This window comes from Rhodococcus sp. NPDC059179, from assembly GCF_042754885.1.
GTDB lineage: Bacteria > Actinomycetota > Actinomycetes > Mycobacteriales > Mycobacteriaceae > Rhodococcus_G.
Genome location: NZ_JBHZBV010000004.1, coordinates 32,997 through 56,001, shown reverse-complemented (window position 1 = coordinate 56,001; position 23,005 = coordinate 32,997). Strand labels below are relative to the sequence as shown.

19 protein-coding genes are annotated in these 23,005 nt (G+C 69.5%); all 19 read left to right on the top strand.

Annotated features, from left to right (window positions below):
* Positions 1-118 precede the first annotated feature (118 nt).
* On the top strand, positions 119-1,135 hold the full coding sequence (gene rsmH, locus ACFXMV_RS10715; RefSeq protein ID WP_378502982.1) for a 16S rRNA (cytosine(1402)-N(4))-methyltransferase RsmH: 1,017 nt from the start codon (positions 119-121) through the stop codon (positions 1,133-1,135).
* Entirely contained in the window at positions 1,132-1,866 is a 735-nt protein-coding gene (locus tag ACFXMV_RS10710) for a hypothetical protein (RefSeq protein ID WP_378502152.1), read from the top strand. The genes rsmH and ACFXMV_RS10710 overlap by 4 nt, the downstream gene beginning before the upstream one ends.
* A complete protein-coding gene (locus ACFXMV_RS10705; protein ID WP_378502981.1) occupies positions 1,863-3,734 on the top strand; it encodes a peptidoglycan D,D-transpeptidase FtsI family protein in 1,872 nt (623 codons plus the stop codon). The genes ACFXMV_RS10710 and ACFXMV_RS10705 overlap by 4 nt, the downstream gene beginning before the upstream one ends.
* 165 nt (positions 3,735-3,899) lie before the next feature.
* A complete protein-coding gene (locus tag ACFXMV_RS10700) occupies positions 3,900-5,519 on the top strand; it encodes a UDP-N-acetylmuramoyl-L-alanyl-D-glutamate--2,6-diaminopimelate ligase (protein WP_378498918.1) in 1,620 nt (539 codons plus the stop codon).
* Positions 5,516-7,051, top strand: coding sequence for a UDP-N-acetylmuramoyl-tripeptide--D-alanyl-D-alanine ligase (gene murF / locus ACFXMV_RS10695; RefSeq protein WP_378498917.1), 1,536 nt, complete (start codon positions 5,516-5,518; stop codon positions 7,049-7,051). The genes ACFXMV_RS10700 and murF overlap by 4 nt, the downstream gene beginning before the upstream one ends.
* Positions 7,048-8,127, top strand: coding sequence for a phospho-N-acetylmuramoyl-pentapeptide-transferase (mraY, locus tag ACFXMV_RS10690; RefSeq protein ID WP_378498916.1), 1,080 nt, complete (start codon positions 7,048-7,050; stop codon positions 8,125-8,127). Before murF ends, mraY begins: the two co-directional genes overlap by 4 nt.
* Before the next feature lie 2 nt (positions 8,128-8,129).
* Positions 8,130-9,593, top strand: a complete 1,464-nt coding sequence (murD, locus tag ACFXMV_RS10685; protein WP_378502980.1) for a UDP-N-acetylmuramoyl-L-alanine--D-glutamate ligase — start codon at positions 8,130-8,132, stop codon at positions 9,591-9,593.
* Positions 9,590-11,026, top strand: a complete 1,437-nt coding sequence (ftsW, locus tag ACFXMV_RS10680; RefSeq protein WP_378498914.1) for a putative lipid II flippase FtsW — start codon at positions 9,590-9,592, stop codon at positions 11,024-11,026. Before murD ends, ftsW begins: the two co-directional genes overlap by 4 nt.
* Positions 11,023-12,222: an undecaprenyldiphospho-muramoylpentapeptide beta-N-acetylglucosaminyltransferase gene (gene murG, locus ACFXMV_RS10675; RefSeq protein WP_378502979.1), complete on the top strand. Its 1,200-nt coding sequence runs from the start codon at positions 11,023-11,025 to the stop codon at positions 12,220-12,222. Before ftsW ends, murG begins: the two co-directional genes overlap by 4 nt.
* Complete coding sequence (gene murC, locus ACFXMV_RS10670; RefSeq protein WP_378498912.1) at positions 12,219-13,700, top strand: UDP-N-acetylmuramate--L-alanine ligase; 1,482 nt, start codon at positions 12,219-12,221, stop codon at positions 13,698-13,700. The genes murG and murC overlap by 4 nt, the downstream gene beginning before the upstream one ends.
* Positions 13,697-14,446 (top strand): cell division protein FtsQ/DivIB, encoded by a 750-nt coding sequence (locus ACFXMV_RS10665; protein WP_378502978.1) that lies wholly within the window; start codon positions 13,697-13,699, stop codon positions 14,444-14,446. The genes murC and ACFXMV_RS10665 overlap by 4 nt, the downstream gene beginning before the upstream one ends.
* 155 nt (positions 14,447-14,601) lie before the next feature.
* The gene (gene ftsZ, locus ACFXMV_RS10660; RefSeq protein ID WP_378498910.1) at positions 14,602-15,831 is read left to right on the top strand and encodes a cell division protein FtsZ; all 1,230 of its coding nucleotides are present in this window, start codon (positions 14,602-14,604) and stop codon (positions 15,829-15,831) included.
* A complete protein-coding gene (pgeF, locus tag ACFXMV_RS10655; RefSeq protein ID WP_378502977.1) occupies positions 15,828-16,556 on the top strand; it encodes a peptidoglycan editing factor PgeF in 729 nt (242 codons plus the stop codon). Before ftsZ ends, pgeF begins: the two co-directional genes overlap by 4 nt.
* Positions 16,549-17,295 (top strand): YggS family pyridoxal phosphate-dependent enzyme, encoded by a 747-nt coding sequence (locus tag ACFXMV_RS10650; RefSeq protein WP_378502976.1) that lies wholly within the window; start codon positions 16,549-16,551, stop codon positions 17,293-17,295. The genes pgeF and ACFXMV_RS10650 overlap by 8 nt, the downstream gene beginning before the upstream one ends.
* Positions 17,296-17,339: 44 nt before the next feature.
* On the top strand, positions 17,340-17,957 hold the full coding sequence (locus ACFXMV_RS10645; RefSeq protein WP_378498907.1) for a cell division protein SepF: 618 nt from the start codon (positions 17,340-17,342) through the stop codon (positions 17,955-17,957).
* 105 nt (positions 17,958-18,062) lie between these two features.
* Positions 18,063-18,350, top strand: a complete 288-nt coding sequence (locus ACFXMV_RS10640; protein WP_378498906.1) for a YggT family protein — start codon at positions 18,063-18,065, stop codon at positions 18,348-18,350.
* Positions 18,351-18,495: 145 nt separating this feature from the next.
* A complete protein-coding gene (locus ACFXMV_RS10635) occupies positions 18,496-19,326 on the top strand; it encodes a DivIVA domain-containing protein (RefSeq protein WP_378502975.1) in 831 nt (276 codons plus the stop codon).
* 13 nt (positions 19,327-19,339) lie between these two features.
* Positions 19,340-19,555: a hypothetical protein gene (locus ACFXMV_RS10630; protein ID WP_378502366.1), complete on the top strand. Its 216-nt coding sequence runs from the start codon at positions 19,340-19,342 to the stop codon at positions 19,553-19,555.
* Between the two features lie 238 nt (positions 19,556-19,793).
* Entirely contained in the window at positions 19,794-22,988 is a 3,195-nt protein-coding gene (ileS, locus tag ACFXMV_RS10625; protein ID WP_378502974.1) for an isoleucine--tRNA ligase, read from the top strand.
* Positions 22,989-23,005: the final 17 nt, after the last annotated feature.

The following is a 23,005-nucleotide window of genomic DNA, read 5'->3' as shown; positions in this document are numbered from 1 at the left end:
CCTGACGCACTTCCCCAGCGCCAGGTTCGGTCAATCGGACAGGGACCTCGAGGCATTCGTCAACTCTTCCCCTTCGCGATCGGAAATTCCCGCAGTACTTCAAGACCCGGAGGCAGCCATGGTGGACGATGAGGCAGACGGCCCCGCCTCCACCGGCGAGTTCGGGCACGTCCCGGTCCTGCTCGGTCGCGCGGACGAACTGCTCGGACCGGCGCTGACGGCGGTTGCGCCAGATGCCGCCGGGGCGGTGATGATCGACGCGACACTCGGCCTCGGCGGCCACTCCGAGCACTTTCTGCGGACCTACCCGGGTCTGCACCTGATCGGGCTCGACCGTGATCCCGCCGCGCTGGCCATCGCAGGCCGTCGACTGGAGCCGTTCGGTGATCGAGTCACGCTGGTGCACACCAGATATGACGGAATCGTCGCCGCGCTCGAGCAGGCCGGACTGCCGCCGGTGGAGTCGGTGCACGGAATCCTGTTCGACCTCGGCGTCTCGTCGATGCAGTTGGACGAGGCCGATCGTGGCTTCGCGTACTCCGTGGACGCGCCGCTGGACATGCGGATGGACCCCACCCGCGGATTGACCGCGGCGGACGTGCTCAACACCTACAGTCACGGCGATCTCGCCAGGGTGCTCAGCACCTACGGCGAGGAGCGCTTTGCCGGCCGGATCGCATCAGAGATCCTGCGCCGCAGGCAGATCGAGCCGTTTACCACCAGTGCGCAGCTGGTCGAGGTGCTCTACGCGTCGATTCCCGCGGCGACCAGGCGTACCGGCGGTCACCCCGCGAAGCGGACCTTCCAGGCACTGCGGGTGGAGGTCAACGGAGAACTCGATTCGCTCCGCGCGGCGATCCCGGCGGCGCTCGATTCCCTCGCCGTCGGGGGTCGTGTGGTCTTCATGTCGTACCAGTCGCTCGAAGACCGAATCGTCAAGCAGGAACTGACGCCGCGCACCAAATCCCGCAGCCCGGAGGGACTTCCGATGGAGCTGCCGGGAATGGGCGCGGAGTTCGCGCTGCTCACCCGTGGGGCGGAGCGGGCGAGCGAGCAGGAGATAGCGGAGAATCCGCGGTCGGCCCCGGTCCGATTGCGTAGTGCCGAACGGATTTCCAGGAGGGTGACGGCATGACAGTTCCCGTGAGGCCGGGCGGTTCTCGATCCGGCGGTGCCGGAGTGGTCAGGCCAAGGGGGCGCGGCCGTGTCGCGGTTGCCGCGGGCAAGCGTTCCACCGCGGCGCAGCGCGCGTACGAGCGCAGGCAGCAGCGTGCCGCAATCCATCCGGTAAGCGAGGTGGAGGACCGTCGTCGCGGCAAGTTCACGGCGCGAATCCCGTTCGTCGCCACCATCATCGGCATGCTGTCCGTCGGACTGGCGCTGACCCTGCTGCTGACCACCAGGGCCGCGGAGGACTCCTACGAGCTCAGCGCCGCCAAGGCGCACAATCAGAGCCTGATCGAGCAGCGGTCCGCACTCGAGCGCGACGTCCAGGAGGGCAACTCCGCGCCGGAACTGGCCCGCAAGGCGACGGCACTCGGCATGATCCCGGCGAAGGATGTCGCCCGGCTCGTCGTGCACCCGAACGGCGCGGTGGACATCGTCGGCAAGCCGACACCCGCGCAGGGCGCGCCGGCCGCGCCGCTGAACGCGCCGGCGCCGGCGCAGGCTCAGGCTCAGGCCAACGCGCCACGGGTCACGGCGCCGATCACCAGGCCCGCCGCACCGACCACGACGGCGCCACGTCCCGGCGCGCCGTTGGCGGCCAATCAGCCGGAGCTGCAGGCACAGGGTGAACAATTGGTACCCATGAACAGGCCCACCCCGGACACCGGACAGGCAGGTAACGCAGGCGGTCGCGGGTGACCCGAGGTACCGCGCCCGCACCGCCGCCGCGTCGCGCGCCGGTCCGCCGCGGTGCCAGGCAGGACGACACCTCCTCGTTCCGGTTCCGGTACCGGACCGGGCGGGTGGTCATGTTCATCGCACTCGGGATCGCCTCTGTGCAGTTGCTCTGGATCCAGGGCATCCAGGCGCCGACGCTGTCGGCCGAGGCCGCGAACCAGCGGTCGGTGACGGTGATCGATCCGGCCACAAGGGGATCGATCACCGACCGCCGCGGCAATCCGATCTCCTTCACGATGGAGGCGAAGGCGCTGACCTTCCAGCCGTCCAAGGTGCGCAAGGAGATCGAGGCGGCCCGCGCGAAGAGCGACAAGGCACCGAAGGTCGACGATCGGCTCGAGGCCATCGCCAAGGCGGTCAACGCCAAGCTCGGCGACTCGGCCCCGAAGAAGGACGTGCTCGCCAAGCTCAAGAGCAAAGAGACCTTCGTGTACCTGGCTCGCAGCGTCGACCCCGCGGTGGCGGCGAAGCTCAGCGAGGACTTCCCCGAGATCGGGCTCGAACGTCAGGACATCCGTGAGTACCCCGGCGGCTCGCTCGCCGCGAACCTGGTGGGCGCCACCGGGTGGGACGGTCACGGGCTGCTCGGGCTCGAGGATTCGCTCGACTCCACCCTCGCCGGTACCGACGGCTCCCAGACCTACGATCGCGGCTCGGACGGCGCCGTCATCCCGGGTAGCTGGCGCGACAAGCAGCCCGCCGTCGACGGCTCCACCGTCGAGCTCACGATCGACTCGGATCTGCAGTACTACGTGCAGCAGCAGGTGCAGCAGGCCAAGAACCTCTCCGGCGCGAAGAATGCCTCCGCGGTGGTACTCGACTCACACACCGGCGAGGTGCTGGCGATGTCGAACGACAACACCTTCAACCCGTCGCTTGGGGTCGGTAACAGCGGCAAGGCCGAGCTGGGCAACCTGCCGGTGAGCACGCCGTTCGAGCCCGGTTCGGTGAACAAGATCGTCACTGCTGCCGCGGCGATCGAGTACGGGCTCACCAAACCCGATGAGGTGCTGCAGGTTCCGGGTTCGATCCAGATGTCGGGAGTGTCGGTGAAGGACGCCTGGTCGCATGGTGTCGCGCCGTACACGGCGACCGGAGTGTTCGGCAAGTCCTCCAATGTCGGCACGCTGATGCTCGTGCAGCGGGTCGGGGAGGACCGTTTTGCGGACATGCTCAGCCGCTTCGGCCTCGGCCAGCGCACGGACGTGGGCTTGCCCGGCGAGAGCGCGGGCGACGTGCCCAGCCGCGATCAGTGGTCGGGCGGCACCTTCGCCAACCTGCCGATCGGCCAGGGCCTGTCGATGACCCTGCTGCAGATGACCGGCATGTACCAGGCGATGGCCAACGACGGCGTCCGGATCCCGCCAAGGGTGGTGCGCGCGACTGTCGACGCGGACGGGAACCGCACCGAGACCGAGCGGCCGGAGGGCGTCCAGGTGGTCAGCGCGCAGACCGCGGCGACCGTGCGGGACATGTTCCGGGCGGTCACCCAGCGGGACCCCATGGGATACCAGCAGGGCACCGGCGCACCCGCCGCCGTCGACGGCTACCAGATCAGCGGCAAGACCGGCACCGCACAGCAGGTGGATCCCGCGTGCAAGTGCTACTCGAACTCGAACTACTGGATCACCTTCGCCGGTATCGCCCCCGCGGACAATCCGCGCTTCGTCATCGGGATCATGCTCGACGCCCCGGTGCGCAGCGCCGACGGCTCCGGTGGCCAGTCCGCTGCGCCGCTGTTCCACAACATCGCCTCGTGGATGCTGCAGCGGGACCGCGTTCCGCTCTCAGCCGATCCCGGGCGACAACTGGTGCTCCAGGCCGACTGAGCTCCACATGCGCCTGGTCAGCGGCGTATTCGATCACCGAGTCCAGTCTGTGACCGTTCGCCGGTAACCTGACACGTCGGCCAGCCGCCCAGCCACCGATCCGAACCCGAGAGGAGCCACCTGCCCGTGCATGGGACGAACACTCCGCAGCACTCGACGGGAGAGGTGGGACGCACAGGAGGCGGCCTGCGCCCCGAGCACCCGCCGCAGACGCAGGTGGCCGCGCTGGCCGAGCTGACCGGGGCGACGCTGCACTGGATAGGCGAGCCCGGTCCCGTGTCCGTCACGGGAGTGGAACTGCGCGCCCAGGGAATCGAGCCCGGCGACCTGTTCGCCGCGCTGCCCGGAGCCCGAGCGCACGGCGCCGAGTTCACCGCGACCGCCCTCGAGCGCGGGGCCGTCGCGGTGCTGACCGACGCGGCGGGCCTCGCCGCGGTCCAGGGGCTCTCTCCGGCGACCGCCCTGCCCGTGCTGGTGCACCCGGATCCGAGGTCGGTCCTCGGCGAGCTCTCGGCCACGATCTACGGGCGTCCCGCGGACCGGCTGCAGGTCATCGGGATCACCGGGACCTCGGGCAAGACCACCACCGCGTACCTGATCGAGGCCGGGCTGACCGCGTCGGGCCGTCGGGCCGGACTGGTCGGGACCATCGAGACCAGGATCGAGGGTCGCCGCGTGCCGAGCGCGCTGACCACCCCCGAGGCCCCGCAACTGCACGCGCTCTTCGCGGTGATGCTCGAGCGCGGGCTCGACACGGTGGTGATGGAGGTGTCGAGTCACGCCCTCTCGCTCGGCCGGGTGGACGGAACCGACTTCGCGATCGGCGCGTTCACCAACCTCTCTCAGGATCACCTCGACTTTCACGACGGGCTCGACGACTACTTCGAGGCCAAGGCCCGACTGTTCGCACCGGACTCCACCGTCCGGGCCCGCCGCGCCGTGGTGTGCATCGACGACGAGTGGGGCATCCGGATGGCGGAGGTCGCGGCGGCGGTGCCGCCAGAATCCACCGCGGCGGCGGTGCCGCCAGAATCCACTGCGGGCGAGGCCCCGCCCACGACCGTCTCGACAACGACCGATGGCGCGGACTGGACCGCCTCCGAGGTGGCAGCGGCCGACGACGGTTCGCAGCGGTTTCTCGCGCACGGTCCCAACGGATCGTTGTCGGTCGGGCTGCGGCTGCCCGGCCACTACAACGTGGCCAACGCCCTGCTGGCGCTGGCGACCCTGGACGCGGCAGGCGTCGATCTGTCGCAGGCCGTCGACGGCATCGGGTCGGTCGACGTCCCCGGCAGGGTGCAGCGCGTCGACCGCGGGCAGGATTTCCTCGCGGTGGTCGACTACGCACACAAGCCTGCGGCACTCGAGGCGGTCATCGCGACCCTGCGCGGGCAGTCGGCGGGCCGGGTTGCGGTGGTGATCGGCGCCGGTGGCGACCGTGACCAGGGCAAGCGGCCGATGATGGGTGAGGTGAGCGCAAGGGGAGCCGACCTGGTGATCATCACCGACGACAACCCGCGCACCGAGGACCCGGCCACGATCCGGGCCGCGGTTCGCGAGGGGGCGCTCACAGTGCCCGAGTCGACACGAGCGCAGGTCCGCGAGTTCGCGGACCGGGCGGAGGCCATCGCCGACGCGGTGCGCTGGGCCGAGCCGGGGGACGTGGTCCTCGTCGCGGGCAAGGGACACGAGATCGGACAGGAGATCAACGGGGTGAAGCACCCATTCGACGACCGCGAGGTCCTCGCCGCGGCGATAGACAGGGAAGCCGGGGGATCACGATGATGCCGATGAGCCTGGCCCGGATCGCCGAGATCGTCGGCGGCACCCTGCACGACGTGCACGATCCCGACACCATGGTGACCGGAACGGTGGAGTTCGACTCCCGTGAGGTCACCGAGGGTGGGCTGTTCCTCGCGCTGCCCGGCGCCCGCGTGGACGGGCACGATCACGCCGCGGCCGCCGTCGCCGCAGGGGCGGTGGCCGTGCTCGCCGCGCGCCCGGTCGGCGTGCCCGCGATCGTGGTCGCCCCGCTGCCGCCCGCGCAGACCAACGCGATGGCCCTCGAACACGACACCGACGGCTCCGGGGCTGCGGTGCTCGCGGCGCTGGCCGCGTTGGCGCGGGCGAGCACCGACGACCTGGCCGCGCACGGCCTGACGGTGGTCGGGGTCACCGGGTCGTCGGGCAAGACCTCGACCAAGGACCTGCTGGCCGCGGTGCTGGCGCCGCTCGGCTCCGTGGTCGCGCCGCCCGGATCGTTCAACAACGAGCTCGGCCACCCGTGGACCGCGCTGCGCGCCGACGCGGGCACCGACTTCCTGGTGCTCGAGCTGTCCGCACGGGGCACCGGGCACATCGCCGCGTTGGCCGAGACGGCCCCGCCGCGGATCGGCGTCATCCTCAACGTCGGCACCGCCCACCTCGGTGAGTTCGGCTCTCGGGAGGCGATCGCGCAGACGAAGGGCGAACTCGCCGAGGCGCTGCCCTCGGCGGCCGACGGTGGGGTGGCGGTGCTCAATGCCGACGACCCGCTGGTCGCGGCGATGGCCGAGCGCACCCGCGCCCGGGTTGTGCTGGTCGGGCAGTCCGAGCGCGCGGATGTGCGCGCGATGGACGTGCGACTCGATGCGGAGGCCCGTCCGGGCTTCACGTTGCAGTGTCGCTATCCCGAGGGCTCCGCCCACGAGGGCGACATCGCGACCACCTCGATCCAGCTCGGTGTGCACGGTGAGCACCAGGTCGGCAACGCGTTGGCCGCCGCCGCGGTGGCGCTGGAATGCGGTGCGACCCTGGGTCAGATCGCCACGGCGCTCGGCTCGGCGACCGCCGCGTCGGTGCGCCGGATGGACGTTCGCCATCGCGCCGACGGCGTCACGGTGATCAACGATTCGTACAACGCCAACCCGGATTCGATGCGCGCCGCGCTCAAGGCCCTCGTCTCGATGGGCCGTTCGGGCGAGGGCACGCCGCGCCGTACCTGGGCGGTGCTCGGGGAAATGGCCGAGCTCGGGCCAGAATCAGTGATCGAACATGACGCGATCGGGCGGCTGGCGGTGCGGCTCGACGTCAGCCGGTTGATCGTGGTCGGCACCGGCCGACCCTCCCGCGCGTTGCATCAGGGCGCGGTCATGGAGGGTTCGTGGGGCGAGGAGTCGATCCTCGTTCCCGACAAGGCGGCCGCGATCGCGGTTCTCGAGGCCGAACTGGCCGGCGACGACATCGTCCTGGTCAAGGCCTCGCAGTCGGTCGGATTGTGGGCGGTGGCGGACACACTGCTGGGTGGGCAGCGGACGAGTACGGAGGAAGACCAGTGAGACAGATCCTCTTCGCGGGAGGCATCGCGCTCGCCGTGGCGATCCTGCTCACCCCGGTCCTGATCAAGGCGTTCTCGCGCCAGGGCTTCGGTCAGGAGATCCGGGTCGAGGGTCCGGCCAGCCACCAGGCCAAGCGCGGCACACCCACCATGGGCGGCGTCGCGATCATCGCCGGCCTGTGGGCCGGTTACTGGGGTTCGCACCTGATCGGCATCGGCTATGACGCGGACGGCCCGAGTGCCTCCGCGCTCCTGGTCCTCGGCCTGACGACGATGCTCGGCGGCGTCGGCTTCCTCGACGACTTCATCAAGATCCGCAAGCAGCGCAACCTCGGGCTGAACAAGACCGCGAAGCTGGTCGGCCAGTTGATCGCGGCGGTCCTGTTCGGAATCCTGGCGCTGCAGTTCCCCGGCGGGACGGGCCTGACGCCCGGCAGCACGAACCTGTCCTACGTCCGCGACATCACCACGGTGTCGATGGGTTCCATCGTCTTCATCCTGTTCTGCTACCTGCTGGTCAGCGCCTGGTCGAACGCCGTGAACCTCACCGACGGCCTGGACGGGCTCGCTGCCGGGTCGATGACCCTGGTGCTCGGGGCCTACACGATCATCACCTTCTGGCAGTACCGCAACTCCTGCGAGACGAACCCGGCCAACGGCTGCTACGACGTCCGCGACCCGCTCGACCTGGCGCTGATCTGTGCCGCGGCGGCAGGCGCGTGCATCGGCTTCCTCTGGTGGAACGCCGCGCCCGCCAAGATCTTCATGGGTGACACCGGCTCGCTCGCTCTCGGTGGCCTGCTCGCCGGGCTGTCCATCGTCACCCGCACCGAACTGCTGATGGTGGTGGTCGGCGCGCTGTTCGTCGCCGAGGCCGCCTCGGTGGTCGTGCAGGTCGCGGTGTTCCGCTCGAGCAGGCGCCGAGTGTTCCGGATGGCGCCGTTCCATCACCACTTCGAGCTGGCCGGGTGGGCGGAAACCACGGTGATCATCAGGTTCTGGCTGCTCGCCGCGATAGCCTCGGCCATCGGACTCGCGCTGTTCTACAGCGAGTACCTCGCCGACATCGGGGGCTGAGCTTGTCACTGCCAGACGCCACAGCACTTCCACCCGAATTCGCCCGCCTGCGCGGCAGCCGGGTCCTCGTTGCCGGATCAGGGATCTCCGGCCGCGCCCTGATCACTCCGCTGCGTGAGTTGGGTGCAGACGTCACCGTCACCGACGGCAACCAGAAGTCGCTCGACGGCCTGGCAGCAGCGACCGGGGTCACGGTCGCGGCGCCCGCGGAGGCGGCGGCCGGGATCGGCGACTTCGCGCTCGTCGTCACCAGCCCCGGTTGGCGCCCCGACGCGCCGGTGCTGTCTGCGGCCGCGGGTGCAGGGGTACCGATCTGGGGGGACGTGGAGTTCACCTGGCGGATCGACCGAGCGCAGGTCTACGGCCCCACCCGGCGCTGGCTCGTGGTGACCGGCACGAACGGCAAGACCACCACGACCTCGATGCTCGAATCCATCCTGCGGGCCGCCGGGATCGCGACGGTTGCCTGTGGAAACATCGGCCTGCCGATCATCGACGCGCTCCGCGCCGACAGCCCCCGCAACGACGTGCTGGCGGTCGAGCTCTCCTCGTTCCAGCTGCACTGGGCGCCGTCGGTACGCCCGACGGCTGGGGTCATCCTCAACATCGCCGAGGACCACCTGGACTGGCACGGCGGCATGCAGGGCTACATCGACGCCAAGGCGCAGGTGCTGACCGGGGACGTCGCGGTGCTCGGGCTCGACGACCCGGTCACGGCCGGACTCGCCGGGGTGTCGCCGGCGGGGCGGACCACCGGGTTCCGGCTCGGGATGCCCGCGCCAGGCGAACTCGGCGTTGACGGTGACCGGCTCGTCGACCGCGCCTTCGCGGACGACGAGACGCTCGCGCTCGTCGACGAGATCACCCCGCCAGGGCCTGCCGGCCAGATGGATGCGCTGGCCGCGGCCGCGCTGGCCAGGTCGATCGGCGTCGCCGCCGCCGCAGTCCGGGAGGGTCTGCGCAGCTACCAGGTCGGACCGCACCGGGCGGCGCTCGTCGCCGAGGTGGACGGCGTCACCTACATCGACGACTCGAAGGCGACGAATCCGCACGCGGCGCGTTCCTCGTTGCTCGCGCATCCGCGGGTGGTGTGGGTCGCGGGCGGGCTGCTCAAGGGCGCCAGCGTCGACGAACTCGTGGCCGAGGTGGCGGATCGGCTCGTCGGCGCGGTCCTGCTGGGCCGCGATGCGATACAGATCGCACAGGCGCTCGCGCGACACGCACCCCAGGTGCCGGTCGTGCGGGTGGATGCGGGAGACGATGCAGGGGTGAGTGCCGCGCAGAGCCCGGAATCGCCCGACGCCGTGATGGCGCGCGCGGTCCGAGCGGCCGCGTCGATGGCCCGGCCGGGGGACACGGTGCTGCTGGCGCCCGCGGCCGCCTCGCTGGACATGTTCACCGACTACGGCCACCGCGGCCGCAGTTTCGCGCAGGCCGTGGCGGACGTGCCGGGTCAGTCGCGATGACCAAGGCCGCGGGACCCCGTACCCGGTTCGGTGCCTGGCTGGCGCGTCCGCTCGCGTCCTTCCATCTGATCGTCACGATCACCGGACTGCTGACGGTGCTCGGGCTCGTGATGGTCCTGTCGTCCTCGAGCGTTGAGGCCTATGCCGACACCGGCTCCGCCTACAGCACCTTCACCACGCAGGTGATCTTCGTCGCGGTCGGGGCCGTGCTGTTCTACGTGGCGCTGCTGCTGCCGGTGCGGGTGATGCGCACCATGGCGCTGCCCGCGTTCACGGTGTCGGTGGTGCTGTTGGCTCTGGTGCTCATCCCCGGCGTCGGTACCTTGTCGGGCGGCGCAAGGCGCTGGTTCACCCTTGGCCAGCTCTCGTTTCAGCCCTCCGAACTGGCGAAGGTGACCCTGGTGGTGTGGGGGGCTCACCTGCTGGCCTCCCGTCGCCGGGAGAACGCCACCGTCAAGGAGATGGTGGTGCCGCTGGTGCCCGCCGCACTCCTGGTCTGCCTGCTGATCGTGCTGCAGCCGAACCTGTCGACCACCATCGCGTTCGGCATCATCCTGGCGGCGCTGCTCTGGTTCGCCGGCCTCCCGCTGCGGCTGTTCCTCGGCATCGTCGGGGCAGGTATCGCGGCGGCGGTGGTGCTGGCGTTGACCGCAGGCTACCGATCCGACCGCGTCAAGGCCTATCTGAATCCCGGCGCCGACCCGCAGGGCATCGGGTACCAGGGCAGGCAGGCCAAGTTCTCGCTCGCCGACGGCGGATTCTTCGGGCGCGGGCTGGGGCAGAGCCGGGCCAAGTGGAGCTACCTGCCGAACTCACACAACGACTTCATCTTCGCGATCATCGGTGAGGAACTGGGCTTTCTCGGCTGCATGCTGGTGATCGGGCTGTTCGCGCTGTTCGTCTACGCAGGCCTGCGGATCGCGATGCGCTCGGTCGACCCGTTCCTGCGCCTGCTCACCGCGACCGCGACCACCTGGATCCTGGCCCAGGCGCTGATCAACATCGGCTACGTGATCGGGATGCTCCCAGTGACCGGGCTGCAGCTGCCGCTCGTCTCGGCGGGCGGCAGCTCGATCGCGATCACCCTGTTCATGTTCGGCGTCATCGCCAATGCCGCCAGGCACGAACCGGAGGCCGTCGCCGCGCTGCACGCCGGGCAGGTGGGTCGTTTCGGCAGGCTGCTCCGGCTGCCGATGCCGGAGCAGTACTCTCCCGCCAAGGCAGAGGCCGCCCGCAGGGCCGCACAGGCGAAGGCGGCCCAGAAGCGAGCGGCCCAGCAGCGCGCCGCCGCCGCGCCGCCGCGCAGGCGGGCGGTGTCGGGCAGGGGCGAGGACCCGCGGCGCGCGGATCCGCGGCGCGGGCGGGCACTAGCATCAGACGAGCGGACACGACGATCGAGTGGCCGCACAGGAGAGCGAGGATTTCGTAGGTGAGCGGCACATCAGAGACTTACCCCGTCGCTTCGCCCGCCTCCACCGGCCCGTCCGTCGTCGTCGCGGGCGGTGGCACCGCCGGGCACATCGAGCCCGCGATGGCGGTGGCCGATGCGTTGCGCCGACTCGACCCGACCGTGACGGTGACCGCGCTCGGCACCGAGCGTGGACTCGAGACGACCCTGGTCCCCGAGCGCGGCTACCGCCTGGAGCTGATCCCGCCGGTGCCGTTGCCGCGCAAGCCGTCCAAGGACCTGCTCCGGCTGCCCGGTCGGGTCGTGCGCTCGGTGCGACGCACCCGTGAGGTGCTCGAGGAGACGAATGCCGACGTGATCGTCGGTTTCGGTGGTTACGTGGCGCTGCCCGCGTACCTGGCGGCAGGCCGGGGGCTCACCCGCCGCCGTCGACGGGTCCCCGTCGTGGTCCACGAGGCCAACGCCAGCGCGGGTATCGCGAACAAGATCGGTGCCAGGGTCGCGGCCAGGGTGCTGGCCGCTGTCCCGGGTTCCGGGGTCGCCGCGCGCGGGGCCTCGGACGCGGAGGTCGTGGGGATCCCCGTGCGCGCCTCGATCACCGGGCTGGACCGCGCCGCGCTGCGCGCCGAGGCCCGAGCCCATTTCGGTCTGCCCGCGGACGGTCCGGTGCTGCTGGTGTTCGGTGGATCCCAGGGCGCGCGCTCCCTGAACGAGGCCGTCTCCGGAGCCGCAGCAGCGCTGGCCGAGGCCGGGATCTCCGTGCTGCACGCACATGGCCCGAAGAACACCATCGACGTGGCGCAGCTGAGCCCGGCCGCGCCGTACGTCGCGGTGCCGTACCTGTCCCGGATGGACCTGGCGTACGCGGCTGCCGACGCCGCGATCTGCCGCTCCGGCGCGATGACCGTCGCGGAGGTCTCCGCGGTCGGGCTGCCCGCGGTCTACGTGCCGCTGCCGCACGGCAACGGCGAGCAGGAGCTCAACGCCAAGCCGCTCGTGCAGGAAGGCGGTGGCATGATCGTCGCCGACGCGGACCTCACGCCGCGGTTCGTGGCGGATACGGTGGTCCCGTTGCTGGGCGACGCCGCCCGGCTGGGCGCGATGGGCAGGTCCGCCGCAGGAGCCGGGCACCGGGACGCCGCGGATGCGGTTGCCCGGATCGTGCTCGACGTGGCGAGAGGGCTCGGCCCGGACGGGCAGAAGTCGGAGGGTGGTCGATGACCGAGGTGCGCGGGGCGCAGTTGCCCCCCGAATTGCAACGCGTCCACATGGTCGGCATCGGTGGCGCGGGCATGTCCGGCATCGCCCGGATCCTGCTGGCCAGGGGCGGCCAGGTGTCCGGCTCGGATGCCAAGGAGAGCCGCGGGGTGCTCGCGCTGCGGGCCCGCGGTGCGCAGGTCAGGATCGGGCACGACGCGGGCGCGCTTGACCTACTGCCCGGCGGACCGACCGTCGTGGTGACCACGCACGCGGCGATCCCGAAGGACAACCCGGAGCTGGTCGAGGCGCACGAGCGCGGCATCCCGGTACTGCTGCGCCCGGCTGTCCTCGCCTCACTGATGCACGGCCAGCGCACGCTGCTGGTCGCGGGCACGCACGGCAAGACCTCGACCACCTCGATGCTCGTGGTGGCGTTGCAGCACTGCGGCGTGGACCCGTCTTTCGCGGTCGGCGGCGAGCTCAACGAGGCGGGTACCAACGCCCATCACGGGTCGGGGGACGTCTTCGTGGCCGAGGCCGACGAGAGCGACGGCTCGCTGTTGCAGTACGACCCCGACGTGGTGATCGTGACGAATGTCGAGGCGGATCACCTCGACTATTTCGGCACCACCGAGGCCTACGTCCAGGTCTTCGACGATTTCGCCGAGCGGATCGCCCCCGGCGGACTGCTCGTGGTGTGCCTGGACGACCCGGGTTCGGCGTCGCTGGCGCAGCGGGTGGCCGCGCGCGAGCTGCCCGGCATCCGGGTGCTCGGCTACGGCAGCGGCGACGTCGCGGCGCAGGGGATCGAGCTCGGTGCGCGACTGGTGAGCTGGCAGGCCCGCGACACCGGCGGCGTCGCGGAGTTCGAACTATCCGGCGAAAAGGGCGTGCGCACACTGCGACTGGCGGTGCCAGGCAGGCACATGGCGCTCAATGCGATGGGTGCGATCCTCGCGGCCCGCGAGGTGGGCGCGACGGTCGAGGAGATCATCGAGGGCATCGCCGGGTTCGGCGGCGTGCACCGGCGCTTTCAGCTGACCGGCCGCGAGAACGGTGTGCGGGTGTTCGACGACTACGCCCATCACCCGACCGAGGTCCGCGTGGTGCTCGGGGCGGCGCGCGAATTGGTCCGGCCCGGAACAGAATCGGCGAACGGCCGGGTGATCGTGGTGTTCCAGCCGCACCTGTACTCGCGGACGCTCGCGTTTGCCGAGGAGTTCGGCGCCGCGCTCGATCTGGCGGACGAGGTCGTGGTGCTCGATGTGTACGGCGCGCGGGAGGAGCCCCTGCCAGGGGTCAGCGGCGCGCTGGTCGCGCAGGCGGTCTCCAAGCCGGTGCACTACCAGCCCGATCTCTCGCAGGCCCCACGCCAGATCGCCGCGCTGGCGCGGTCCGGTGACATCGTCATCACCATGGGTGCGGGCGACGTGACCATGCTCGGCAAGGAGATCCTCGGCGCACTCGGGGCCACGCCCTCCGCGGGCCGACCGCGGTGACGACGGAAAGCGCGGAGCGCTCCGCGCGCCCCGACCGCAAGGGGGCCAAGCGAGCCGCCAGGAAACCCCGTCGGGGCACCCGTCCGCGTAATCGCAAGCGGCTGTTGATCATCGCCATGTCGGTCGTCGCGCTGCTCGGTCTCGGCGCGGCCGCCTGGTTCACCCCACTGCTCTCGGTGCGGAAGGTGTCCGTGGTCGGCAACGTCGGGGTCCCCGGCGACGAGGTCTTGGCGACCCTCGCAATTCCGGCCGGCAAGCCGCTGTTGCAGATCGACGTGGACGCGGCCGCCAGGCGGGTGGCCGCGATTCCCAAGGTCGATCATGCGCGGGTCGAGCGGCGGTATCCGTCCACGGTGCGGGTCACGGTCGTCGAGCGGGCGCCTGCCGTCTTCTACGACGCGCCGGAGGGTACCCACCTGATGGATGCGGGTGCGGTCGCCTATGCGATCGAACCGCCACCGCCGGGGGTGCCGCGATTGAAGGTCGAGCGGCCGGGGCGGGAGGATCCGGTGACCGTCGACGCGTTGACGGTGCTCACCTCGATGCCGCCACCGCTGCGGGCCCAGGTCGGGGAGATCGCCGCCGGCTCCATCTCGGATATCCGGGTCACCCTGCTCGACGGCAGGCAACTGGTGTGGGGGAGCGTGGAGAACACCGAGCGCAAGTCCGCCATCGCGCTGCCACTTCTCGGCCAACCGGGGAAGGTCTACGACATCTCCAGTCCCGATCTGGTCACCGTCAAATGAGTGGGATGACAAATCGTGTCGCCCGTCGGCGCGCCTGCTGGCGGATCGGCCCTGTCGTGCATAGCGTTTCGTTTCAGTCAGCCACTTGACATAACTCTAACCCTATGGTTGAGGTTGAGGGTTTCTTCATTCACACACACGGAAGGCGAGAGCCCATGACGCCCCCGCACAACTACCTCGCCGTTATCAAGGTCGTCGGCATCGGCGGCGGCGGCGTAAATGCGGTCAACCGCATGATCGAGCAGGGACTCAAGGGAGTCGAGTTCATCGCCGTCAACACCGACGCGCAGGCGCTGCTGATGAGCGACGCCGACGTCAAGTTGGACGTCGGTCGAGAACTGACCCGCGGTCTCGGCGCAGGCGCCGACCCCGAGGTGGGCCGCAAGGCCGCCGAGGATCACAAGGACGAGATCGAAGAGGTCCTCAAGGGCGCGGACATGGTGTTCGTGACCGCAGGCGAGGGCGGCGGCACCGGTACCGGTGGCGCCCCCGTCGTGGCGAGCATCGCCCGCAAGCTGGGTGCGCTCACCGTCGGCGTGGTCACCCGGCCGTTCTCCTTCGAGGGCAAGCGGCGCGGCGGCCAGGCCGACAACGGGATCCAGGCCCTGCGCGAGTCCTGCGACACCCTGATCGTGATCCCCAACGACCGACTGCTCCAGCTCGGCGACGCCGCCGTCAGCCTGATGGACGCGTTCCGCAGCGCCGATGAGGTCCTGCTCAACGGAGTCCAGGGCATCACCGACCTGATCACCACCCCCGGACTGATCAACGTCGACTTCGCGGACGTCAAGGGCGTCATGTCCGGAGCCGGCAGCGCGCTCATGGGCATCGGATCCTCGCGGGGCGAGGGCCGGGCGATCAAGGCTGCCGAGTCGGCGATCAACTCGCCGCTCCTCGAGGCCTCGATGGAGGGTGCGCGCGGAGTGCTGCTGTCCATCGCGGGTGGATCGGACCTGGGTCTGTTCGAGATCAACGAGGCGGCCTCGCTGGTGCAGGAAGCCGCTCACATCGACGCGAACATCATCTTCGGAACGGTCATCGACGATTCGCTCGGCGACGAGGTCCGGGTGACGGTCATCGCGGCTGGCTTCGACGGTGGGACGCCGACGCGTCGCCCGGTCGAGCCGGCCGCCGCCGCCGCGGCGAGCAATGGCTCGATCGGAGCCGGCCGCGCCGGTGAGATCGGTCGGCCGCCGCAGCATCAGGCCCCGGATCCCACGCCTGCCCCGAACGGCCGCGATGGTCGCGACGCCCGCGACGGTCGCGAGCGTCGGGAGAACGCCGGATCCAGCGTGCCGCCTGCTCCGGTGCCAGCCCAGAGTCGAGTCGTGCCGGTCACCGACGACGTGGATGACGTGGACGTGCCTGACTTCATGCGTCGGTGACGGGTGGATTCCGGGTTCGTCGGGTAGTCACCTCTCGAACCGGGGGCGTCTCGGCGCCTCCGTATGACTCCTTCAATCTCGGCGACCACGTCGGCGATGACCCGGCCGCGGTTGCGACGAATCGTCGTCGACTCGCGGCCGGGATCGGGTTGCCGTTCGAGCGGCTGGTCTGGATGGAGCAGATCCACAGTCGGAACGTCACCGTTGTCGACGGACCGGTCGCAGGCGTCGTCGAAGCGACCGACGCGCTGGTGACCGACGTTCCTGACCTCGCATTGGTGACGCTGTCCGCGGACTGCGTCCCGTTGCTGCTCTCGGACGATCAGGCCGGGGTCATCGCCGCGGTGCACGCCGGTCGGGTCGGCGCCCGGATCGGGATCGTGCCAAGGGTGCTCGATGCGATGGTGGCGAAGGGCGCCGCGGTCGAACGGATCGGCGCCTTCCTCGGACCCGCGGCGAGCGGCCGTCAGTACGAGGTGCCCGCGGCGATGCGCGCGGACGTCGAGAGGCATCTGCCTGGCAGCGCGACCACGACGGTCAGGGGTACACCGGGGATCGACCTGCGGGCGGGCCTGCGCCGCCAACTGCTCCAGGCGGGCGTGTCAGGGGTGGCGGAGGATCCGCGCTGCACGATCGAGGACCGCACCCTGTTCAGTCACCGCAGGGGAGCGCCGACCGGACGGCTGGCTGGCGTCATCTGGATGGAGTCGACGAGCGGTGAATGACATCTCGTCGCCGCGGGCAACCGAGATCGCGGCCGCACTCGGCGCGGTCGGCGAGCGGCTGAACCGGGCCTGCCTCGCCGCAGGCCGCGACCCGGCCGACGTCCAGTTGCTGCCGGTGACCAAGTTCTTTCCTGCCTCGGATGTCGCGATCCTGTACGGCCTCGGCTGCCGTGAGTTCGGTGAGTCGCGCGAGCAGGAAGCCTCCGCGAAGGTCGCTGAGTTGGCTGCACTGACCGCCGCCGATCCCAGTGCCGTCCGCTGGCACATGATCGGAAGCGTGCAGCGGAACAAGGCCCGCTCTATCGCCCAGTGGGCCTACGCAATTCACTCCGTGGACAGCCCCAGGCTGATCGATGCCCTCGCGAAGGCCGCGACGGCCGCGATGGCGGAGGGTGGCAGGGAGCAGCCGCTGCGGGTGCTCCTGCAGGTCAGCCTGGATGGCGACCCGCTTCGTGGGGGTGTTCCGCTCGACGAGCTCGCGGAACTGGCAGACCACGCCGAAGCGGCTGCCGGGCTTGAGCTTTCGGGCCTGATGGCAGTTCCGCCGCTGGGGTCCGATCCGGAGCGGGCGTTTGCGGCCCTGCACTCCGCCCACATGGACCTGTTGCGCAGCCACCCGGCGGCAAAGACGTTGTCGGCGGGGATGACCGACGATCTCGAGGTCGCGGTGCGGTACGGTTCCACCTGCGTGCGTGTCGGAACCGCACTGTTGGGTTCCCGGCCGATAACCTCGAATTGATCGGCGCACCGCCCGATTGTCCGCCGCGCCAAGGAAGGTCGACGATGAGCACTCTGCACAAGTTCAAGGCTTACTTCGGCATGGTCCCCCTCGACGATTACGAAGACGATTACCTCGAGGAGCCGCGTCGCGCACCCCGCGGTGGACGCTATGAGGGTGAACTGGATCGTGAGTACGAGGACGCCGGTTACGCGCCCCGCGACGATCTCGACGACCTGGACCGTCCGGCCCCGCCGCGACGGATGGAGCCGCTGCCCGCCCGCACCAGTCGTCCCGGTGCCCCCGTCGGCGCCCGCCAGCCCGCGACCCGCGGCGCGCTCGCGGTCGACTCCCAGCCGCGCGTCGAGAGCCGACGCGCGCCCATCTTCGACGAGGGCGGACCGCTGTCCAAGATCACCACGCTCCGCCCCCGCGACTACGGCGAGGCCCGCATCATCGGCGAGCGCTTCCGCGACGGCACCCCGGTCATCATGGATCTGGTGGAGATGAGCAACGCCGACGCCAAGCGGCTCGTGGACTTCGCGGCCGGCCTGGCGTTCGCACTGCGTGGCTCGTTCGACAAGGTGGCCACAAAAGTGTTTCTCCTCTCACCTGCCGACATCGACGTTTCGGCCGAGGAGCGGCGCCGGATCGCCGAAACCGGCTTCTACAACCAGAAATAGGCGGTCCCGGCCGGTCAGAAGTAGGCTGACCCGGCCGGATGTCCGGAGGCCGGTACGGACCGATCTCGTTTTGATTGGTCCGGCCGTGTCATGCAAAGTGATGGAGTGCCCTTGTTCGCGGTGATCTACTTCCTGCTCTTCGTCTTTTGGTTGTTGCTCATCGGACGGATCATCGTCGAGTTCATCCGGACATTCGCTCGCGATTGGCGACCCACCGGCATTGTGGTGGTCATTCTCGAAGCGATTTTTACGGTCACGGATCCACCGATCAAGCTGCTTCGGCGGCTTATTCCATCGATATCGCTCGGTGGGGTTCGGTTGGACCTATCAATCATGGTCTTGCTGTTCATCGTCTTCATCTTGATGTCGGTCGTTCAAGGACTGGCCGCATGATGACGATGGTTGAGTCGTGGCGCGACCTACGGGTCTGGTGTGACAGAATGGACGCCAGTTACAGTCGGATTGCTTGGTTTTCCACTGTATGCGCTATAACTGAATGCTTGCTCGACCGCCAACAGACGCGTGAAGGGATCCTTCCATGCCGCTGACACCAGCTGATGTGCACAACGTCGCGTTCAGCAAGCCGCCAATCGGTAAGCGGGGCTACAACGAAGACGAGGTAGATGCGTTTCTCGACCTCGTCGAGCAGGAGCTCTCGCGACTGATCGAGGAGAACGCGGATCTCCGCCAGCGCGTGGGTGAGCTCGACCAGGAGCTCGCGGATGCGAAGAAGGCTCCTCGGCCGGCAGGCGCCGCGCCGGAGCCCGTTCGGGTCGTCGAGCCGCCCAAGCCGGTCGCCCCGGTCGCGGCCCCCGTTGCCGCCGCTCCCGTCGCCCGCCCGGGCAACACCGAAGAGGCGAACCTGCAGGCCGCCAAGATCCTGGGCCTCGCCCAGGAGATGGCGGACCGCCTCACCGGCGATGCCAAGTCGGAGTCCGAGCAGCTGGTCACCACGGCGCGGACCAACTCCGAGCAGCTCGTCAGCGACGCCCGGACCCGCTCCGAGGCGATGATCTCCGACGCCAGGCAGAAGTCCGAGGCGCTGCTCTCCGACGCCCAGACGCGTTCCGAGACGCAGCTCCGTCAGGCCAAGGAGAAGGCCGACGCACTGCAGGCCGACGCCGAGCGCAAGCACACCGAGATCATGGCCACGATCAACCAGCAGCGCAGCGTGCTGGAGGGCCGGATCGAGCAGCTCAAGACGTTCGAGCGCGAGTACCGGGTGCGGCTCAAGTCCTACCTGGAGTCGCAGCTCGAGGAGCTCGAGCAGCGCGGCTCCGCGGTCCCGGTGGACGGTGGCCAGGAGGCGTTCGGCAGCGAGGCCTCCAAGCCCGGCCTGAGCCAGACGTTCGCCAAGGGCAACAACTAACCCGATCACGCCCGTGCTGGTCCTGACGCTCGTTATGGCAGCGGTGGGGTTCGCGCTGCTGGTGATCGCCCTGATGACCGGGTCGGTCATCTGGGCCTGGGGATGCATCGTGGTCTGCGTGGCCGGGGCGGTGTTGTTGCTGGTGAGTTCACTGCGCAACACCGCCGCCCCGGACACGGTCGAACCCGACGGCAAGCAATCGGACGGGCGATTTGACCGCCCCGACTAGAATCGGCACTGAGTACATGGCGATGATCCGGCCATCACCGGGGAGCCTTCGGAAGAACAGCACGCGTTCGGCAGAACGAGTAGCCCAGTAGAACCGAACGGGTGGGCCCGTCACAGCCCAACGATGAGAGGTCCGGGACTCGACGCCGTCGCGTCCGGGCAAGCGGGGTGGTACCGCGGTCGCAGCGCAGAGGCGCTGCCGTCGTCCCCGTGCCAGACACGGCACGAGGAGTACTGGGTTGACGAACAACTCGACCGGCAACGGAACCGATCAGACGGGCGCCGGCTATCCGCGAGTTGACCTCGGCGGCGGCAAGGCCAACGCGAACGCGCGTTTCCCCGAGCTCGAACAGCGGGTGCTGGCCGAGTGGGCATCGGACGACACGTTCCGCGCCTCCATCGCCAACCGGGCGGACGCGCCCGAGTTCGTCTTCTACGACGGCCCGCCGTTCGCCAACGGTCTGCCGCACTACGGCCACCTGCTCACCGGGTACGTCAAGGACCTCATCCCGCGATTCCAGACGATGCGCGGCAAGAAGGTCGAACGCCGGTTCGGCTGGGACTGTCATGGCCTGCCCGCCGAACTCGAGGCCGAGAAGCAGCTCGGCATCAAGGACAAGTCCGAGATCGAGCAGATGGGCCTCGCGGAGTTCAATGCCGCCTGCAAGTCCTCCGTGCTGCGGTACACCGACGAGTGGCGTGAGTACGTCACCCGGCAGGCACGCTGGGTCGACTTCGACAACGACTACAAGACGCTCGACCCCGACTTCATGGAGTCGGTCATGTGGGCGTTCAAGGAACTCCACGACAAGGGGCTGATCTACCAGGGCTTCCGGGTGCTGCCGTACAGCTGGTACGAGCAGACCCCGCTGTCCAACCAGGAGACCAAGCTCGACGACGCGTACAAGATGCGTCAGGATCCGGCGGTCACGGTGGACATGCCGCTGACAGCCGAGGGCTCGCCCCTGGACGGCGCGAACGCGCTGATCTGGACCACCACGCCGTGGACGCTGCCGTCGAACCTGGCGATCGCGGTGCACCCGGAGCTGGACTACGTGCAGGTGCGGGGCGCGGACGGCAAGCGCTATGTGCTCGCCGCGGCGAGGGTCGGTCACTACGCCCGCGAGTTCGGCGAGTCGCCGGAGGTGCTCTCGGAGCACAAGGGCACCGAGCTGGTCGGGCTGACCTACGATCCGCCGTTCGATTTCTTCCACGGGCCCGACAAGGGCCACGCGAACGCCCACCGGGTGCTCGCCGCCGACTATGTCACCACCGATTCCGGCACCGGAATCGTCCACCTCGCACCGGCTTTCGGTGAGGAGGACATGGACGTCGCGGCGGCGAACGGGATCGAGATCGTGCAGCCGCTCGACGCGGGCGGCAAGTTCACCTCGATGGTGCCCCCGTATGAGGGCATGCTCGTCTTTGACGCCAACCCGGTCATCTCCAAGGACCTCAAGGCCGCCGGAAAGCTGTTCCGGCACGAGACGATCGAGCACTCGTACCCGCACAGCTGGCGCTCCGGGCAGCCGCTGATCTACATGGCGGTGCCGTCCTGGTTCGTCGCGGTGACCAAGTTCCGGGACCGGATGGTCGAGCTGAACCAGGAGATCACCTGGGTGCCCGAGCACATCCGTGACGGCCAGTTCGGGAAGTGGCTCGAGGGTGCCCGCGACTGGAACATCAGCCGGAACCGCTACTGGGGCAGCCCGATCCCGGTCTGGATGTCGGATGATCCGGCGTACCCGCGGATGGATGTCTACGGCTCGCTCGACCAGCTGGAGGCGGACTTCGGGGTGCGCCCGACCGACCTGCACCGACCGATGATCGACGACCTGGTTCGCCCGAACCCGGACGACCCGACCGGCAAGTCGATGATGCGTCGGGTGCCCGAGGTGCTGGACTGTTGGTTCGAATCCGGCTCGATGCCGTTCGCCCAGGTGCACTACCCGTTCGAGAATCGCGAATGGTTTGACGGTGTCAAGGGCGGCTCTGACGAGCAAGCCGCTGGCCACAACCCCGGCGACTTCATCGTCGAGTACAACGGCCAGACCCGCGGCTGGTTCTACACGCTGCACGTGCTGGCAACCGCGCTCTTCGACCGTCCGGCATTCAAAACGGTTGCCGCGCACGGCATCGTGCTCGGGGACGACGGCCTGAAGATGAGCAAGTCCAAGGGCAACTACCCGGATGTGAACGAGGTGTTCGACCGGGACGGTTCCGACGCCATGCGATGGTTCTTGATGTCGTCGCCGATCCTGCGCGGCGGCAACCTGGTGGTCACCGAGCAGGGCATCCGCGAGGGCGTGCGCCAGGCTCTGATGCCGCTGTGGAACGCGTGGAGCTTCCTGCAGCTGTACGCAGGCAAGCCCGGCCAGTGGCGGACGGATTCGCCGAATGTGCTCGACCGGTACATCCTCGCGAAGCTGTCGGACACCAGGGACGCGATCACCGATGCGCTCGAGGTCAACGACATCGCGGGTGCCTGCGACGAACTGCGTACCTTCTGCGACGCGCTCACCAACTGGTATGTGCGCCGCTCCAGGACCCGGTTCTGGGACGAGGACCGCGACGCCATCGACACCCTGCACACCGTGCTCGAGGTCGTGACCCGTCTCGCGGCTCCGCTGCTGCCGTTGGTGAGCGAGGTCATCTGGCGCGGCCTGACCGGCGGCCGCTCGGTGCACCTGACGGACTGGCCGGAGGCGACCGAGCTGCCGTCCGATCCCGAGCTGGTCAGCGCGATGGACGAGGTCCGCTCGGTCTGCTCGACCGTGCTCGGCCTGCGCAAGGCGCAGAACCTGCGGGTGCGGTTGCCGCTGCCCGAGGTGACGGTGGCGGCCGAGGACGCGGAGCGGCTGCGCCCGTTCATCGGCATCATCGCCGACGAGGTCAACGTGAAGAAGGTCGACCTGACCGACGACGTCGACGCGCACGGCAAGTTCGAGCTCGTCGTCAACGCCCGTGCCGCGGGCCCGCGCCTCGGAAAGGACGTGCAGACGGTCATCAAGGCGGTCAAGGCCGGGGACTGGTCCGAGGTGGACGGGGTGGTGACGGCCGCGGGCATCGCCCTGCTCCCGTCCGAGTACACCCAACGGCTGGTCGCCGCCGAGCCCGAGTCCACCGCCGCGCTCCCGGAGAACGCGGGACTGGTGGTGCTCGACTCGGTGGTCACCGAGGAGCTGGAGGCCGAGGGCTGGGCCAAGGACCGCATCCGGGAGCTTCAGGATGCGCGCCGCGCGGCCGGGCTGGAGGTCTCGGACCGGATCGTGGTCACCCTGCAGGTGCCCGCGGACCGGCTCGACTGGGCGGCCAGGCACCGCGAGCTGATCGCTGGGGAGATCCTCGCGACCAGCCTCGTGCTCGGCGAGGCCAACGGTCCGGATGCCGTCGACCTCGGCGAGGGCACCCGGGTCGTGATCGCCAAGGCGTGAGGAGTTCGGTACTCCCG